We start from the raw sequence: 18,622 nt of genomic DNA on the forward strand, positions 1-18,622 counted from the left end.
ATGCAGCTGCAAAAAGAGCTTAAGGAACCTGAAGCGGTTCCGGCCGCCGGAGGATCGCGCTTGCGTACCCTGTTCGGCAAAATGGATATGCGTGCCTATACGATGATTGGCGCATTAATTCTGATCTGGGTGTTGTTCGGTGTGCTGAATCCGACCTTCCTGACCTCGCGGAACCTGTCCAATCTGTTCACGCAGATGTCGGTGACTTCTATTCTGGCCATCGGCATGGTGCTGGTTATCGTGGCGGGCCATATCGATCTGTCCGTCGGATCCATCGTCGGCTTGACCGGCGGGATGGCGGCGATTCTCAGCAATTGGCTGGAGCTGCCCGCAATTGTGGTCATTCTCGGTACCGTGACCGCCGGTGCGGTGCTGGGTCTGCTTCAGGGCTGGTTGGTCGCCTATAAAATGATCCCCGCCTTCATCGTCACCCTGGGCGGGATGATGGTGTTCCGGGGGGTGCTGATGGGCGTGACAGAATCGATGACCATTCCGGTGTCCGATCCGGTGCTGGCGCTGCTCGGCAATGCCTATTTTGCCTCAGGCTTCGGCATTATTCTGGGCGTACTCGCGGTGGTCCTGCTGCTCTGGAGCGCATTCACGAAGCGCCGCTCGCGCAAAAAATACGGGTTCGCCGTGGCCCCGCTGGGCATGGACATCTTCAAGGTAGCAGGGCTGTCGCTACTAGTGGTTGTCTTCGTAGCCTTGATGAACAATTACAAAGGAATTCCGTTCCCGATCATCTTCGTCATTGTGCTGGCGGCCATCTTCTACTTCCTGTCCACCAAGACGACCTTCGGCCGTCATATCTACGCCATAGGTGGCAATATCGAGGCTGCGCGGCTCTCGGGCATCAACATCAAACGAAAGACGATGCTGGTCTTCATCCTCAGCGGCCTGCTCGGCTCCATCGCCGCCATCGTGCTGACCTCCCGCCTGGCCTCGGCGACCATTACCGCAGGCAATATGGCCGAGATGGACGCCATTGCCGCCTGTGTGATCGGCGGTACCTCGCTGATGGGCGGAGCCGGAACGGTCATTGGCGCGCTCATCGGGGCGCTGGTTATGACCTCGCTCGATAACGGCATGTCGCTGATGGGACTGGAATCGTTCTGGCAGTATGTAGTCAAAGGCTCAATCCTGGTCATCGCCGTCTGGCTGGACATTTCAGGCCGCAGCAAGGGTGTGAAGTAAGAGTAATTAACAGGAATAAACCGGCCGGGACATCGTCCTTGCCGGTTTATTTGTTGTAGTAGAAAACTATAGTATGTGACTGCGAAAAACCGAACACAATGTGCCAGTGCGGAGGTGAGTGGGCCGGATGTATGCGAAAAACCGAACACAATGTTCACGTTCGAGGGTGAGTAGGCCAGATGTATGCGGAAAACCGAATATAATATACCAGTGCACCTGAATTCCTCGGATGAGCGACAAATGAGTCAATGAGGAGCACAAGTGCACCTGAATTCCTCAGATGAGGGCCAAACAAGCCCAACGAGGAGCACAAGTGCACCTGAATTCCTCGGATGAGGGCCAAACGAGCCAATGAGGTGTACTAGTGCACCTGAATTCCTTGGATGAGGGCCAAACGAGCCAATGAGCTGCACTAGTGCTGCACAATTGCCCCTGAGTCACTGGAAAGTTGACCAACTGAGCAAATGAAGGAAATGAAAGGGATAAATCCCTCTGATTCCGCCGAAAGTGGACGGACGGATCAAATGAAAGGGATAAATCCCTTTCATTCTGCCGAAAGTGGACGGACGGATCAAATGAAAGGGATAAATCCCTCTGATTCCGCCGAATGCGGGCGGACGGATCAAATGAAAGGGATAAATCCCTCTGAATCCGCCGAATGCGGGCGGACGGATCAAATGAAAGGGATAAATCCCTTTCATTCTACCGAAAGTGGGCGGACGGATCAAATGAAAGGGATAAATCCCTCTGATTCCGCCGAATGCGGGCGGACGGATCAAATGAAAGGGATAAATCCCTCTGATTCCGCCGGACGCCGCTTACTCCACAATAATCTTGGCAGTCATTCCACTATGACCGGAGCCGCACATGATGGCACAGGTCATCTCGAAGGTTCCGGCTTCCTCGGGAAGGACCACCTCAGAGGAATTCTTGGCGTCCAGGCGCAGCTTCATCTCCGGGATCAGTATGCCGTGATTGCCGCTCTCATTTTCGAAGATGATCTTGACAGGGACGCCCTTCTTCAAATGGTATTCCGGCTGGTCAAAGCTATAGTTGGTCGCCGTAATGACGAGTTCTTCCTCCGCCGTCAGATTGCTCCCGGCAGCAGCATTGTTAGCGCTGTCAGAATTGCTGCTGTTCCCTCCGCAGGCCGTTAGCAGAAGCGCAAATATAATAGAACACAGAATAGCAGACTTCCTGATCATATCCATCCTCCTCATCTACTTGGGCAGCTGACCTTAGCATAGCCTAAATTGGTCAAGTTGTCTTGATCAATCTATGAACAAAGACTTCAACCGCTGCCGTTACCGTCGCTGCAAACTTTGTCGAATTTTGCAAAAATATGATGCAAAAGAGTTTAAAATTAATTATAATTAAGCTTAATATAATTAAAGCTTCATATTATTCGGCTAGAAGCAGGGGAGTCAGATCATTATAGATTACGCATTGCAAAGTGCTGAGAGATGGCACCGGAGAATACTGTACGGATACTGGATCATCGTACTCTGTCTGCTGCTAGCCCAGTTCCTGTATATGCTGTACTCCCGTTCTGATGAGATTCAGACGATATTCAGTCCCGGCAAGGGGCATCTATTCTTAGTCTGCAATGTGATGATTATCCTGACTATGGCTTCTGCAGAGGTCTGGCTGCGCCGCTCGCTCCGTTATCATAAGCAGTCGGTTGTGGTCTGCAGCTTCATGGTTTCCTATCTGATGTATTTTGTGCTGGAGCCTTATGTAGACGGTGCGCAGATGACGCTGATGATGCCGATTATGCTGGCCCTCATCTATTTCGACCAGCGGCTGCTGTATTCGCTTGGGGCATTCAGTATTGCATTCTACGCAGGGGTCTACTTTGGGCTTGAGCGTCCGCTGCTTGGCAAACCGCTGCTGGAGTTTGTGCTGGTGGAGTGTGTGTATGTTGTCTTTGCCCTGACGGCGCAGGCAGTGATTCTCCGCGGCCGCGAGACGCGCGATTATCTGGAGCAGCTCACCAAGTCGGAGCAGGAGCTGATGGTGGAGCGGGCGATTTCGGACAAGCTGCTGAAAATAGATGCGCTTACCGGCCTGTATAACCACAAGACGTTCCATGAATACCTGGATTCGCTGCTGGAGCAGTGTGAGAGCAACGGACTGAGGCTGCAGCTGGCGTTAATGGACATCGATAATTTCAAGCAGGTCAATGACAGATATGGACACTGGGTGGGCGATCTTGTGCTCAAAGAGGTGGCGGCCAAGATGGGCAGCCTGATCGGGTTGAATGACTTCGCGGCAAGGTATGGCGGGGAAGAATTCGCAGTGATTTTTACGGATAAAAGCTTGCAGGAAGCCTATGCTGCCGTCGAGCAAATGCGTATCAGCATTGCTGCCATGTGCCATCCGTATGCCGGGAACAAACCCATTACGGTCAGCATCGGACTGTGTCACTACCAGCTTGGAGACGGCAAGGAGCTGCTGTTCCGCAAGACAGACGATTCGCTGTATACGGCCAAGCGCAGCGGGAAAAATGCAGTAGTGACCTCTGTGGTCTCTTCCGTTAAAGGGCATAAACTTACAGAAAACCCCCAAATTCCGATATAGACCGGGACTGGGGGTTTCACTTTCTGCACGTGCCTTGGGCCGTTATTTGCCTGCTTCAAACGGAGTGGAGACCGGCAGGAAGAGGTCGATGATCCCGATGACCAGTGCGGCAAGCAGGGCACCAAGCACCGAGACACTGACTCCGCTGACGACAAACTGGGCAATCCAGATGACCAGGGCGCTGACCAGGAAGCCGACGATACCGCGTCCGAAGGGCGTTGTTTTTTTGCCGAAAATACCTTCAACGACCCAGCCGAGCAGAGCGATCACCAGAGCAAGCATGAATGCGCTCCAGAATCCCCCGACCGTGAACTGCGGAACAATCCAGCCGACCACCATCAGCACGATTGCTGCGACTATGAACCGTACTACATGACCTAAGAATCTCAATGAACTAACCTCCTTTGGCGTTCGCTTAAGGATATGTGCGTTGTTATTGTGGCCCGAAGCCGGTTTTCTATGCCCAGAAATCATACCCAAATAGCGAAAATGGGCTAAATTAGGTATAATGGTTCCATCTATGAAGGGAGCTGTGACAGTAATTGGACGACAAAATTTTGCATACGCTTGAATATCGCAAGATTTTAAATAAATTGATGCAGTATACGCAGACGCCGATGGGACGGCTGACCGCCGAGCTCCTGAAGCCTTCCGGTGATTTCGAAGGGGTGAAGAAGCTCCTGCAGGCTACGGATGAGGCGGTAAATGTTGACCGGTTGAAGGGAATTCCTTCATTCGGCGGCGTGACCGATATCCGGCCTGCGCTGAAGCGTGCATCAATTGGCGGAATGCTGGGTACGGCAGAGCTGCTTGCGGTAGGTAACACGATTGGCGGGGCCCGCAGGGTGAAGCGGTTCATTCATGCCATGCATGACGATGAGAGCGTTCCTACCCTCTTTGCACAGAGTGATCTGCTGTCGGAGCAGAAGCCTGTTGAAGATGCCATCCGCATGTGTATTGACGAGAACGCCGATGTAATGGATTCGGCGAGCACGGAGCTTGCCGCCCTCCGCCGCGAGCTGCGCGGGGGAGAGACACGTATCCGTGAGAAGCTGGATTCGATGATCCGCTCGTCTTCGGTCTCGAAGATGCTCCAGGATCAGCTTGTGACGATCCGTGGTGACCGGTTCGTCATTCCGGTCAAGGCTGAGTACCGGGCCCACTTCGGCGGTATTGTGCACGACCAGTCGGGCTCAGGGGCAACACTGTTCATTGAGCCGGAATCCATTGTGGCGATGAATAACAAGCTGCGGGAGACGCGGCTGCGCGAAGAACGCGAGATCGAGATCATCCTGCACCGGCTCACTGCGCTGGTCGGTGATATTGCCGAGGAGATGGCGTATGATATCGACATTCTCGGCGGGCTGGACTTCATCTTCGCCAAAGCGCGTCTGGCACGCGACCTGAAGGCTACCCAGCCGCGGATGAATGACCGCGGATACCTGCGCCTGCGCAAGGGCCGCCATCCGCTCATTCCGGCGGAGCAGGTTGTGCCGCTGGATGTGGAGCTGGGTAATGATTACCGCTCCATCATCGTGACCGGACCGAATACGGGCGGGAAGACCGTGACCCTGAAGACGATTGGCCTGCTCAGCCTGATGGCGATGTCGGGTCTCTTCATACCGGCCGAGGAAGGCAGCCAGCTGTGTGTCTTCGATGCGATCTACGGCGATATTGGCGATGAGCAGAGCATTGAGCAGAGCCTCAGTACCTTCTCCAGCCATATGACGAATATTATATCCATTCTCAAGCGGATGACACCGAAGAGCCTGATACTGCTCGATGAGGTCGGTGCAGGAACAGATCCGGCCGAAGGCTCCGCACTGGCGATAGCAATTCTGGAGAATATTCACCGGACGGAATCCCGGATGGTTGCCACTACACATTATAGTGAACTCAAGGCATACGCTTATGAACGGGCAGGCGTTATTAATGCCAGCATGGAATTCGATGTGCAGAGCCTGAGTCCTACTTACCGGCTGCTGGTCGGTGTTCCTGGACGAAGCAATGCGTTCGCCATTGCTGAACGCCTCGGGATGCCAAGTGCGATCCTTGAGCATGCGCGCGGTGAAGTGAAGGAAGAAGATATGCGTGTTGAGCATATGATTGCCTCCCTTGAGGAGAACCGGCTTACCGCAGAGAACGAACGCATACGGGCGGAAGAGATCCGCCGCGAAGCGGAGGAATTCCGCAAGCGGCAGCAGCAGGAGCTGGAGAAGCTGGAGGGCTCACGCGACAAGCGTCTCGAGAAGGCAGAGAAGGATGCCAGCGAACTTCTGGCCAAGGCACGGAAGGAAGCCGAGGAGATTATCGTTGGCCTCCGCCGCCTGGCGCTGGAGGAAGGCGCATCCGTCAAGGAGCATAAGCTGATTGAAGCCCGCCGCCGGCTGGATGAAGCTGAGCCTGCACCGCGCAAGAAGGCTGTGCCGCGCAGCACGGTCAAGGCGCCGCGCAAGATTCAGCCGGGGGATGAAGTTAAGGTAGCGAATGTGAATCAGAAGGGCCTTGTGGTTGAGCTGAGCGGTACCAAGGAGGCTGTTGTTCAGTTCGGCATCATGAAGATGAAGGTCAATCTGAGTGATCTGGAATTCCTGGCCTCCGCACCGGATGCTCCTCCGCCGGCTCTGCGCAGGGCGACAACGGTCAAGCGTACACGCGATGAGAATATCCGTAATGAGCTTGATTTGCGCGGTGCGAACCTGGAGGAAGCCATCATGGAGACCGACCGCTTCATCGACGAAGCTTTTCTCGGCAATCTGGGGCAGATCTCCATTATCCACGGCAAGGGGACGGGAGTCCTGCGGACAGGAATTCAGGAATATCTCCGCAAGCATAAGCATGTCAAAAGCTATCGGCTCGGGAACTATAATGAAGGCGGCGCGGGTGTGACGGTAGCTGAACTGGAGTAGCGCCCATAGTCCGGCAGGGAAGAGGGAAAAGTGTGCAGGATAATATTGATCTTTTGCTGGAACATCCGCTGGGGGCGCTGCTAGGCTACTTCACTGTCGCCATATTGGGGCTGGTCGTCTTTCTGTCCTTCTTTGAAATGGTGACGAAATACAACTGCTGGGAAGAAATCCGCAAGGGGAATGTAGCCGTAGCTATGGCAACCGGAGGCAAAATCTTCGGAATCTGCAACATCTTACGCTTCAGCATTGAAGCAGGGGCATCGATCTATGAGACGATGAAATGGTCTCTTGTAGGCTTTTTGCTGCTGCTTCTGGCTTACTTCCTGTTCGAGTTTTTTACTCCGGTCTTTTCAATTGATGAAGAGATTGCTGCGGATAACCGGGCCGTAGGACTGACAGCCATGCTGCTCTCCATATCCTTGTCCTATGTTATCGGCGCGGCCATATTCTGAATTAGGGGGCAGGGAGATGAAGCTGCTGATTCGGATTCTGTTTATTTCAGCCCTGGCTTTTGTAGCAGCCGGCATTATATATTTAACGGTGAATTGAACCGAATGTGAGTAAGCGAAGGAGATTATACAGATGGAGACAACAGTTTGCCCATGGTGCCACACCGAGATTGTATGGGATGAGGAGTTTGGACCCGAGGATACCTGTCCTCATTGCAATAACGAGCTTAGCGGTTACCGCACAGTAACGATAGGTGCAGAGGATCTTGAGGATGACGAGCCGGTTGCGGAGGAAGCTTCCGGGGAGGAAGAGATTAGCGATGATAATTTGTGGGATGACGACGACAAGGATAGCGTGGTGCCTGTATGGGGTACGCTGGGCCAGTTCGGCGATGACTATGATCTGAAGCGTTATGAGGACAAGGTCTCCGCAATTCTGGCTGCCCAGCTGGAAGCGCCGGAATGTCCGCAATGCCATGAGCTGATGCTTCACTCCGGTACGCAGCAGGTGGACGGGTTCACCCCGGCAACGCCGGAAGCGCTTAGCGGCGCAGCCGTGCTGAAGCCTCCTTTCGCGCTGAATCTGTACGTCTGCCCTTCCTGCTTCCATGTACAGCATAGTCTGGCACAGGAAGACCGCATCCAGCTTGTCCGCAATCTCAGCACCGCAGGCGAATAAAGATCGGATTCATGCTTTCCCTGCCATCTGGACATGTTATGGATAGATGAAGTGTCCAAGGATGAGCAGGGAGGCTAAGCATGAGAGATTCAGAACGGGGACAGGCGGCGCTGCTGCTAGCTGTAGGCGGGCTATACCTTCTGGCTACAGTGCTTGCAGGGACGTTCCTCAACGTATATCTGTGGAAAAGCCGGCAGAACTTCGCCATGATCGGCTGGTTCACCGTGGCCCAGCAGCTTGCCATAGGTCTCAGCTTTTGGCTGGGCGGCAAGTGGGTGAAAGAGCATAACAAAATGAATGCCCTGCGGCTGGGAATTGCCGTATCGGGCTTTTTTTATTTGCTGGTGCTGTGGCTGCAAGGAGAGGCAGTGCATTTCATTTGGCCGCTGGGCGGGGTCCTCGGGCTATCCATCGGGCTGTATTGGCTGGCGTTCAATATTGTGTTCTTCGAGATTACGGACGCTGCAAACCGCGATTTCTATAACGGGTGGATGGGTCTGCTGGGTTCCCTGACGGGAATAGCCGGCCCCTGGGTGTCCGGCTGGATGATCTCCCGCTGGCAAGGCGGACAAGGCTACCGCATGGTATTCATACTGTCGCTCTCTATCTATGGGGTGGCTGCTGTGCTCAGCTTCGGGCTGCGCAAACGGCCGCGCGGCGAAGCCTATCTCTGGCTGGAGTCCTGGCGCGAGCTTGCGCGCAGGCGCAGTCCTTGGCGGCCAGTTGCGGCGGCGCTAGTGTTCCAGGGCATCCGGGAAGGCGTATTCTCCTTCCTGATCGGTCTGCTCGTCTACATTGCAGCACAGGAGGAGAGCAAGCTGGGGCAGTTCGCCCTGCTGACCTCGGCCGTCTCTCTGATCAGTTATTATGCGGCCGGCAGATGGTTTAAGCCCCGTGCCCGCCTCGGCGGTATGCTGGCAGGCAGTCTGCTGCTCATCGCCTTCCTTCTTCCGCTGCTGTGGAAGGTGAACTTTACCACCCTCCTAATCATGGGAATCGGGACCTCACTCTGCCTTCCGCTCTACATGCTGCCGATGCTGTCCACCAGCTTCGACCTTATGGGAGTGTCCGAGGAGAGCGCCGGCAAACGTGTGGAATGGGTAGTGCTGAGGGAGCTTAGCCTGATGAGCGGCCGCCTCCTCGGCCTGCTGATCTTCATCGCCGTACTGTCACTGGACCAGTCCCCGCAGACCCTAACTCTGCTCATGCTGCTGTTGGGTGCCGCGCCGCTGGGAAGTTGGGTGGTGGTGCGGAGGGTGCTGGGTTTAAACGTTCACAGAAATAACAATATTATATGATTCAAATATAGGGTATTATTGCCAAGGTAAGTACAGATTGGATTTGAAGTGAATTCAAAATGATTTCGCATGAATTTAACCATTAGAACTAAAAAGGCAAACCTGTACGAAAGTCAGGGACGCAAAGCCACGGGCCTTACCACAGGGCGGGAGATACCCACCCTGTGAATGGCAGCCGGGCCGCTCTTTCCGGTGGTTTTTTTGCGCCCTTTTTTTGATTGAAGTGTTAAATGAGCGGAGGTCTTTTATGACAAATAGGAAAAGCTTTATATGTAAGGTACTGTGTTTTATCATTCTGGCTCAATTTCTTGCACCTTTTGTAGAATTCTCAGGGATGAAGATTTCCGCACAGGACAGTATTCTCAGGATTCGGTTTCAGCCCGAAGATGCTCCTGTACAGGACGGAGAGCTTGCAGATTCCGGAGCCGTTTTTAGCGTCAAAAACCAATACTCCTACGGCTGGAATATGGATCATACCGATGCAACAGTCGCAAGAGATACATACGATGACTCCGGCATAAGCAGCCTGACACGAATCCATCCGGATGGAAAGTGGGAAATTGCACTAGACAATGGGACTTATGAAGTCTCAGTAACCGTAGGTGACTCTGTATATAGCAGCAACAACTCGCTTTCAGTTGAGAATATCAAAGTGATGGAGGGACTCACTCTTGAAGCAGGGCAGCATAGAACGGTTAAGAAGAAGGTTGCTGTCGAAGATGGAAGACTGACGTTAAGTCAAATCCATGCTGCCGGAATTGAGACGGCTCTCAATAGCATAGAACTTTCATTGGTTAATACATACACTCCCGCCTTGATCCCGCCTCAAATCCGCCTGCCTTTTGAACCCAATAAGGTTGCTGGTGACAAAGTTCTTCTATCGGGAAGCATGACCAACATACACAACGCTCCGCCTTTTATCAGGGTGAACGGCCTGCAGGCAGAAATCTCCCGCCATATCCGCGAACAAATAGAATCTATTGAACAACAAATACAGCAGGTTAGCCAACATGCAGTGGCAATAGTAAATTCGGACATTGAAGCTATACAAAGCTCTATCCGCTCCAGCGGCAAGAAGCCTGCAATTATTGCAGTCGGACAATTGAATTTAGAATCAAGCGTGACGTTCGGAAGCGCAGAACAGCCTGTCATTCTAATCGTCGACGGCATGAATACGAACCGGAATCTGAATGTAACGGTGTACGGGTCGTTAATCCTCCGTGGAGGATTAAATGCCAATACAGCGTTGGATGTTAATGTTATCAACCCTGCACCAGATGAGAATCTAGGTAACCTATGGGTACAAGGGACTGTGCATTTAAATAATAATTCCAATGTACATGTAGATAATGAATTGTTTGCAGGTTCTTTGGTCTATAACAATGGCTCGCTCGATCTATCCGCGAAACGGATAGTAGTACAAGGCAATATGAATATCAATACTATGGTAACTATGAATGTAGACGAAGAAATGTCTATTGGAGAAGTAGTGTCCAATAATTCAAAAGCAGAGCTGAATGTAACCAAGGGTGATCTGTTCGTCCGGGACAATGTCAGTGTGAATAATCATCTGAATATCACCACGGGCGGATTATTTGCAGTAGGCGGTAATGTCATCTCGAACCAAAGACCTATAATACATACGGGAAATGAGCATGCTGGACGTACATTGTTGAAGTATGTTCTATCGGGCCTTAAGGCCGAGTATTACAGCGGCAATGATTTTACGGGCAAGAAGGCCGTGAAGGTGGATGAATCTATTTCTTTGGCTGGCCAACCTGTTCTGGGTGTGCCGGGAATAGCAGACCAGCATTTCTCAGTAAGATGGACAGGGCAAATTCAACCTAACTATACAGATCAATATACCTTTTCCGCCAGAACGTCAGGTGGAGTCAGACTCTGGGTGAATGATCAGCTTCTGGTGGATGCCTGGACAACGAAGCAGCATGTGGAGCAAGGCACCATCCAGCTTGAAGCCGGTAAAAAATATGACCTGAAGATGGAATACGCTAATGATATGGGCAACCCTCAGGCCAGCTTATTGTGGGAGAGCGAGCAACAGACTCGTGAAGTGGTTCCCTCTGTATCTTTAAGACCTTTTTCTATACCTGCAGTAAATGCGAGTGCAACAGACACATCGATTACCCTCAGCTGGCCTTCTTTGTTTAATGCGGACGGCTATGAGATCGAATTTGATAAGGAAGTTACCGTCCTTGGCAGTGAACCTGGGTTTACCAAGGGGGGGCTTAGTCCGGGAACTGAGCATTTCTACCGTATCCGGGCAATCAGCGGAGACATCAAAGGGGAGTGGTCGATAGCTTCATCTTATTGGACCTTACCGGCTGCACCGCTGAATATTCAAATGAAGGCAACAAGCCATACCATTACTCTCGAATGGGAGCCGGTAACCGGAGCCTCCAGTTATGAAATAGAGGTTAATAACAGCACGAAGAATATAGGAGCCGTGCTAACTTATCAGGAGACTGATCTGAATCCGAACATGCCTAAGGTATTCCGCATCAGAGCGGTGAACAGCAGCGGAGCAGGGGCATGGAGCGAATTGGTTACGAAGACTACTCTGGTTGGAGTGCCTTCCAAGCTGCAGGGAACGGCAGACGAGCAGTCTGTTCATCTGCACTGGGATGCTGTATCAGGAGCCGCCTCCTATGATTTGGAGGTAGACGGAGTTGTTAGTAATAACATCATGGATAATTCGTATATACATGACAACCTGCAATCTAACAGCAAGCACAGCTATCGTGTACGAGCTAAGAACAATGATGGAATCAGTGAATGGAGCAATACCATCACCGTGCATACTCTGCCTGGAGTTCCGCAGAATCTTACAGCACAAGTGGAAGGAAGCTCTGTACATGTGGCTTGGGACCCGGTTACCGGAGCAACGGGGTATGACATCGAGGTAGATGGAGACGTTCTTGATAATGAATTGAAGCTAGAATTCACACATTCACAGCTAGCATTGAATTCAGAGCATACCTACAGAGTGCGGGCGAGGAATGAAGAGAGAGTCGGAAGCTGGACCCAAACGATGGTTTACTCCACTCATGCGGGTGTTCCTGCTAATATTCAGACTTCGGCGAAAAGCAACGAAATTACAATAACTTGGGACATAGTTGCAGGTGCGTTAAGTTACGATATTGAATTGGATGGGGCAACGATACGTAATATTTCGGATAACCTCTACATCCACAAGAAGCTGGAACCCTTCTCCACCCACAAATATAGGGTAAGAGCTGTAAATGCGGCGGGAGCTGCCGAGTGGAGCAAATACGTATCTGCAACCACTACCTTCGGCAAACCCTCTAATCTGAAGGCCTTAGCCAAGAATACAAGTATTGAACTTACGTGGGATAAGGTAGAGAGTGCGACTGGCTATGATCTCCTGGTAGATGGCGAAGTTCTGAATAATGAAGAATCGTTATCCTATAAGCATACTGGATTAGAACCCTATTCCTGGCATAATTATCGGGTCAGAGCGAAGCAGGGAAGCTTCCTTGGAGAATGGAGCGAACCGCTGACGATTTCAACCGTGCTCGGGATTCCGGGAAACGTAAAGACAGAGACCAAGAGCAATCAAATCCGATTATCCTGGGATTCTGTTAAGGGAGCCACCGGTTATGAAATTGAAGCTGACGGTACAATGATTGACAATGGCAGCAAGATTGCTTTCACACATACCGGTTTGTTGCCTAACACCAAGCACAATTACCGGATACGTGCCAAGAACACTCAGGTCGTCAGTGATTGGAGTGAATGGACTACGATTATCACTGGGGTCACAGCACCGGAGGTACCTAAGAACCTTAGAGGCGATGTTACTGTGAATTCAGTCCAGCTTGTCTGGGATTCAGTGAATGGTGCATCCGGCTATGATTTGGAAGTAGATGGGCAAATAATTTCGAATTTCAATCTGCTGGAATATACACACAGTGGCCTTGAACCCAATACAATGCACGCTTATCGTGTCCGGGCTAAGAATGCAGGAGCCACCAGCGACTGGTCAGAGCTTTTGAAGAAAACAACCACTCCTGCAGTAACGATCAAGCCGGAAAAGGACTCTCCGCTTAATTTTGTAATGATCATCCCTTATAAAAGTGACAAATCCGAGCGCAGAGTTACAGTCACCTATAATGCCAAGGATCTTGAGGTCATGGATCTGCGTGCAGAGACTCCGGAAATGGAGCTTGGGACTGGCAATATTGCAGGGACACCAATCCATGTAATCCAGTTTGAACCAGGAAAAATAGTCTTCAACGTACAAATGAGCAATAAGGCGGCGATGAACACTATTATCTTCACTGCCCTGACTAATCAATTTACTAAAGTAACCTATACCATAGAGTAGATTTAATATCGGTAGGAGAGGAACTATGAAGGATATGCTGAAAAGATGGATATCTATTTTATGTGTTTTTGTAATGGTTACGTTGATTCTATTCCCAGGGGGATCACAGGTTAAAGCAGCAGGGGAGTCTAATATTATCAGCTTTGCCGATCTTCACTTTGATGGTTTCATAAAAACGGCTGGATATGTTCCGGACATGGGGAATATTGCAGAAATTACGTTGGATATGCCGGGAATTACGGTCAAAAACATACGCTTTGATTTATCTTCAAGAAAAATGAGTTACGATATTGCTTTGGATAAGGCGGCCATTATGACCTCAGGTTCCAGAACCTATTGGTACCCTGACATGCAACGTACTAGATATCTGGACATAGCTGTTTATATGAGTAACTCGAGCAGCAGTTCAAGAGCAGGGTCCTATACGCATAAACGCGTAGAAAACTTGACTACGGGTGAGTCAAATAACAAATTCATAACTAATGAAGGTGATTTAGTTGCCTATCCTAGCTATCCTTGGGAGGAGCCGCTGACTGGTGAAATTCCATCAGAGGTGAGTGTTTTGGTCAGTGCAGGAGATAATCAACACGAAGTGAATGACCCCCCTAATGGATGGAGAAACTCACTATCTGAATATCTCCCAGCACAAAATTTAACCTCCAATGCAGCCCCTACAATTACCATACCCACACCCAACGGTCAGCAAATTGGCCCAAGCTCCCTGTTCATTCCTGTAATAGGGGTATCAGATTCGAACGGTGATGCGCTGGAGCTGAAATATTATATAGATTCAGAGGTAGCTGCAAGGGAAAGTAAGACGATAACCAATACAGCTACAACCCAAAACGTATCTTTTAGTCCATTGAACATAGCAGCTTTAGCTGAAGGCAGTCATACCATCCGCTTTACAGCCAATGACGGAAAAGTCACCACCCAGAATTCGGTAACCATCTTTGTAGATAAATCTCCTCCGGTAATTGGAAATATCAATATTATTTCTTCCGACTCACAGGTTCAGATATCGGGAACAGCCACAGATTCCATATCAGGATTGGATAACGTTCCATATCATTACACAGTCGGAAGCCAGTCGAGCGGCTGGACTACACAGCCAAGCTTTACTGCAACAGGATTAATGCCAAATACTGCATTTTATACCAGGATTGAAGCCAGAGATAAAGTAGGGAATAGTGCGGTCCATGAGCAGAATGTCTATACGAAAGCACAAGCTCCGGCCATATCTGTTCAGCAAAATGGTGAAACATCCTTAATCATGCAGCTTCATGATCAGAATGCAGCTTCAACCCAATATTTGATTCAATTGGGTACTGCATATGTTACTCCTGCCGGCACTCTCAGTTCTTCGCCTGTATGGTTTACCCCGTCTAATAAGACGGTAGTAATTAACGGTTTAACAGCGAATACCTCTTACTCCGTCCAGGTAAAAGCAAGAAATAACGAAGGGGTAGAGACAGGGTTCGGAGGGCCGGCAAGCGGAACAACACTAGCCGCTGCACCGGGCGGAATTACTGCAGAAGCTTCACAGCAATGGATTAAGCTTGCATGGCCTTCATCAGCAGGTGCCTTAGGTTATGAGGTAGAGGCAGGTGGAGCGATTATCAATAATGGAACTTATACTTCCTATACTCATAATGGATTATTACCCAATACTCAACACATCTATAGAGTTAGGATTATCAATCCGGGAGGTACGAGTAGCTGGAGTCAGGCTTTTACTCAAATGACACTGCCTGAACCGCCGGTTTCTCCTGTCAATTTATTGACAGTCCCATCGCAGAAGTTCGTTTCATTAACCTGGGATTTGGTTCCTCATGCTACGCGGTATGAAGTGGAAGCCGATGGAGTTGTGACGGATAACGGCACCCTTAACTCCTTCACGCACAAAGACCTGGAACCTTCAACGGATCATACCTATCGTGTAAGAGCCGGTAACACAGGAGGGGTGAGTGAATGGAGCGCGCCCGCCATACAACAGACCTGGCCTAATCCGCCAGAGACCCCTACGAAGATATCTGCAGTGCAGGATATTCATACGGTAACTGTGAAGTGGGAGGAGATGGAACGGGCCAGCGGCTACGAGATAGAAGTGGACGGGCTAATTATCGACAACAAGCAATTGACCAGCTATACACATGAAGGATTAGGTGCACTTAGCGGTCATACCTATAGAATTCGCGCAGTTAATATAGGAGGCAAAAGTAAGTGGAGCTCTCCTCTGGATGTAACCACTCATCCGGAAATACCGGATGTACCCGCGAACATCATGACAACAGCGGATGAAGGACAGATTACAGCATCCTGGCACAATGTTCCTCATACGGATACTTACGATATTGAAGTGGATGGCGGGACTATAACCACTGTGAAGGAGAACCTGTTCGTGCATGACCAGCTCGCGGCAGATTCCAAACATACCTATAGAATCAGAGCCGCTAATATTAGCGGAACAAGTGAATGGTCCAAACCGATAGCCATGACTACCATGCCTGTTGGAATGAATACAGATTCCTTAACTAATGTGGTAGCGGTAGTGACGAATAAGTCTATTACCCTGTCCTGGGATACGGTTGCCGCGAATGCAAGATATGAAATAGAAGTAGACGGCAAATTATTGGATAACGCTGCGGATACGATTTACAATCATACCGGACTGCAAGCAGAAGAATACCATCTCTATAAAATTAGAGTGAAGCAAGGAAATGAACGTGGAGACTGGGTGGCAGTATTAGCACTCTCTACACTTCCCAACCTGCCTGACTCCCCTTCCAAAATAGATGGATTTGCCCAAAACAACTCGATTGAATTGCGCTGGGAGAAGATGGACGGGGCGAATGGCTACCAGCTTGAAGTAGATGGAAAGACGATTGATGTCGGTAACAATATAACCTATCAGCATAACGAGCTTACTTCGGGAACCACTCATACGTACCGTGTAAGAGCAAAAAATACATCAGGAGTGACGGCCTGGAGCCCTTCTCTACAGAAGAGTACTACCAGTCCGGATTACGTGCTTAAAGTCAAGAAGGATAAGGAAGCAAGTCTGACTCTGCTGGCTCAGAATGTACAGGATTTCAGTGAACTGGAATTTGTGGCGACCTATAATCCGGATGAGCTTGAATTAATCGACTTATATGATTTCACTCCAGCCAGAGATCTTTCTGGCGGAAGGATTGCCGGTTCTAATTTAACTGCTTCATATACCCCTGGGAAAATTACTTATTCTGTCGATCAGAATATTGTCCCCGGAACCTCTTGGTCTGGAGAGATTGCTACGCTCACCTTCAAGTCGAAAATAACGGGCGATAGCAGCGTAAAAGTTACGGTAGATTGAATGATATTGAAGGAGAATGTTCATGATCCGCAAGCGAAAATACAGATATATATCCATAGCAATCATAGTGGCGTTGCTGGCTGAAGCAGCCATTGTGACCTTTCCAAGACTTAACCGGGATTCAGCCGTACAAGAGTCCTCCCGGCAACAAGATGAACAGACAGCGGCTGAGCTCTCTAACCTGAGCGGAGTTGCGGCAGTAAAGATTATGGAAATGAAAAAATCAGGTTCGTCATGGAATGAAATTACGGAGACTCTGAAGCAGCAGCTTCCGGCGAACAATGCGGAAGACAAGCAGGGGCGTTCAAATCTGCTTCATGAGGCTGGTCTGGGTGAGGAATTACTTAAGGAACTTCATCAGAAGGGCTTCCAGGATGACGAGATCATGGAAGCTAAAATGCTCACGGAGAGAACGATGCAGCAGTTAAAAGAAGTTGTCAGCAGTGCAGCATCGATTGTGGAAAAGCCGGAAGCATCCTTAGAACGATCCGGCTCGGCTGAAGAGGATTTACAGTCTGCGTACGTAACAATTAACGAGCAATTTAATGAGGGAGAGGCGGTTACACTCCTGCTTACCTTGCAACAGGAGTTCGGTTCCATGGAGGCCGTAATGAATGAATACTTACTGTCGCTTCAGATTGGGCTGACTCTTAAGGAATATATCACTGACCCCAAAGCGTATCAGGAGAATAAAGAGCAGCAGACGATCACACTCAAAGAGAGCGAGATGGTAACACTGGACGCTCTGGAGAAGCGGATGCTGGAGCAATTACAGCAGGGGAAGGCAGCACCCGATCTTGAAGCTGCAGAGAGGAAACCTGACCCCAATAATATTGTAACCGAAGATAAGGAATCGCTGATTCCGGATATTAACCCGCCTACGGTGCAGGACGTGAGGCCGGAAAATCCGGGTGAAGTGCTCAGACAAGAAATTCAGGCAATGAATCCTAATTACAAATAGAGGAGCTAAGAGGAATGAACAAACGCAAGGTCATTCAAGCTTTTGCTTTAATCATCATTCTGGTATTGGTGTTCCAGGCAGGGGTATTGGCCTATGCCAAAGTGGCTGTTACTCCTAAAGCGGAGACCGGGGACAATCATGGAATGAACGCTGGACCTGTGCAGTCTGAAGTGGTTCAAAGTTCATATGATCAGTTCCTGAAAGAATTCAGTGTTCAAGAGACATACCGTAAGCAGATTGAAGAGTTGGTTGCTGATGGTTATAGCCGTGCTGCGGTATTAACCGCTTATGATTTCTTATACCACAATTTCGGTAATGTGAATGATTGGAACGCAATGCTTGCGGCCAGAAGCGCAGGCAAGTCCTGGGAGACGCTTTTCACAGAATATCGTGAGACACATAAAGAGTTTATCCCCAGATCCTTCGAATCAGAAGAACTAGAGCTGCTAATGCAGGTGCAAGGAGCAACCTCTGACGATATTATGATCGCGGACAGGCTATCTTTCGTAACCGGCAAGCTGTTTGGAGATTTATTGAATGAGAAGCTGAAAAGTGGTAAATGGAGTAGCGTTTTTGAACGGGAAAAGGTATTGTACAGCGGAAATCCATTTCCAAGGGTTCAGATAACAGCGGAAGAAGTTCGTGAATATACTGGGGATGATAAGCTTTCCGAGCAGCAGGTTACACATGCTTTTGTACTGGCACAGAAGCTTGGAGAGTCTGCCAAAGTTGTAGTTACTAGAGTTGCGCAAGGTTTTTCAGATGAAATGATCATGGCCCAGACCTATACGGAAAAGTACGGGCAATAACTAACAGGCAGACGGGGGTAGCTTT

At 50.0% G+C, this 18,622-nt stretch carries 12 protein-coding genes and 1 riboswitch; of the genes, 10 read left to right on the plus strand and 2 right to left on the minus strand.

Annotation, left to right across the window (positions count from 1 at the left end; translation table 11 throughout):
* Complete coding sequence (locus MKX63_RS21095) at positions 1–1,194, plus strand: sugar ABC transporter permease (protein ID WP_341019812.1); 1,194 nt, start codon at positions 1–3, stop codon at positions 1,192–1,194.
* Between the two features lie 818 nt (positions 1,195–2,012).
* Here the strand turns inward: MKX63_RS21095 and MKX63_RS21100 are convergent.
* Positions 2,013–2,399 (minus strand): cupredoxin domain-containing protein, encoded by a 387-nt coding sequence (locus MKX63_RS21100; RefSeq protein ID WP_341019815.1) that lies wholly within the window; start codon positions 2,397–2,399, stop codon positions 2,013–2,015.
* Positions 2,400–2,640: 241 nt separating this feature from the next.
* Here MKX63_RS21100 and MKX63_RS21105 point away from each other — a divergent pair, with 241 nt between their 5' ends.
* The gene (locus MKX63_RS21105) at positions 2,641–3,774 is read left to right on the plus strand and encodes a GGDEF domain-containing protein (protein ID WP_341019816.1); all 1,134 of its coding nucleotides are present in this window, start codon (positions 2,641–2,643) and stop codon (positions 3,772–3,774) included.
* 42 nt (positions 3,775–3,816) lie between these two features.
* Here MKX63_RS21105 and MKX63_RS21110 read toward each other — a convergent pair whose 3' ends face one another.
* Positions 3,817–4,164 carry a phage holin family protein gene (locus tag MKX63_RS21110; protein ID WP_341019817.1) on the minus strand — a complete coding sequence of 116 codons (348 nt, stop codon included), beginning with the start codon at positions 4,162–4,164 and terminating at the stop codon, positions 3,817–3,819.
* 152 nt (positions 4,165–4,316) lie between these two features.
* Here MKX63_RS21110 and MKX63_RS21115 point away from each other — a divergent pair, with 152 nt between their 5' ends.
* The 8 genes from MKX63_RS21115 (at position 4,317) to MKX63_RS21150 (ending at position 18,597) form a co-directional block, all read left to right on the plus strand.
* Positions 4,317–6,683, plus strand: coding sequence for an endonuclease MutS2 (locus MKX63_RS21115; protein ID WP_341019818.1), 2,367 nt, complete (start codon positions 4,317–4,319; stop codon positions 6,681–6,683).
* 32 nt (positions 6,684–6,715) lie between these two features.
* Positions 6,716–7,135, plus strand: a complete 420-nt coding sequence (locus MKX63_RS21120; RefSeq protein ID WP_340755540.1) for a DUF350 domain-containing protein — start codon at positions 6,716–6,718, stop codon at positions 7,133–7,135.
* A gap of 130 nt (positions 7,136–7,265) precedes the next feature.
* Positions 7,266–7,811 carry a hypothetical protein gene (locus MKX63_RS21125; RefSeq protein ID WP_341019820.1) on the plus strand — a complete coding sequence of 182 codons (546 nt, stop codon included), beginning with the start codon at positions 7,266–7,268 and terminating at the stop codon, positions 7,809–7,811.
* Between the two features lie 80 nt (positions 7,812–7,891).
* The gene (locus tag MKX63_RS21130; protein WP_341019822.1) at positions 7,892–9,109 is read left to right on the plus strand and encodes an MFS transporter; all 1,218 of its coding nucleotides are present in this window, start codon (positions 7,892–7,894) and stop codon (positions 9,107–9,109) included.
* Positions 9,110–9,194: 85 nt separating this feature from the next.
* Positions 9,195–9,297: riboswitch (cyclic di-GMP riboswitch) on the plus strand.
* Positions 9,298–9,998: 701 nt separating this feature from the next.
* Positions 9,999–13,475 (plus strand): fibronectin type III domain-containing protein, encoded by a 3,477-nt coding sequence (locus tag MKX63_RS21135; RefSeq protein ID WP_341019823.1) that lies wholly within the window; start codon positions 9,999–10,001, stop codon positions 13,473–13,475.
* Between the two features lie 25 nt (positions 13,476–13,500).
* On the plus strand, positions 13,501–16,827 hold the full coding sequence (locus MKX63_RS21140) for a fibronectin type III domain-containing protein (RefSeq protein WP_341019825.1): 3,327 nt from the start codon (positions 13,501–13,503) through the stop codon (positions 16,825–16,827).
* 22 nt (positions 16,828–16,849) lie between these two features.
* Positions 16,850–17,788, plus strand: coding sequence for a hypothetical protein (locus MKX63_RS21145; protein WP_341019826.1), 939 nt, complete (start codon positions 16,850–16,852; stop codon positions 17,786–17,788).
* Positions 17,789–17,802: 14 nt separating this feature from the next.
* Entirely contained in the window at positions 17,803–18,597 is a 795-nt protein-coding gene (locus tag MKX63_RS21150; RefSeq protein WP_341019828.1) for a hypothetical protein, read from the plus strand.
* Positions 18,598–18,622 lie beyond the last annotated feature (25 nt).

This window comes from Paenibacillus sp. FSL R7-0179, assembly GCF_038002265.1.
Lineage (GTDB): Bacteria > Bacillota > Bacilli > Paenibacillales > Paenibacillaceae > Paenibacillus_AQ.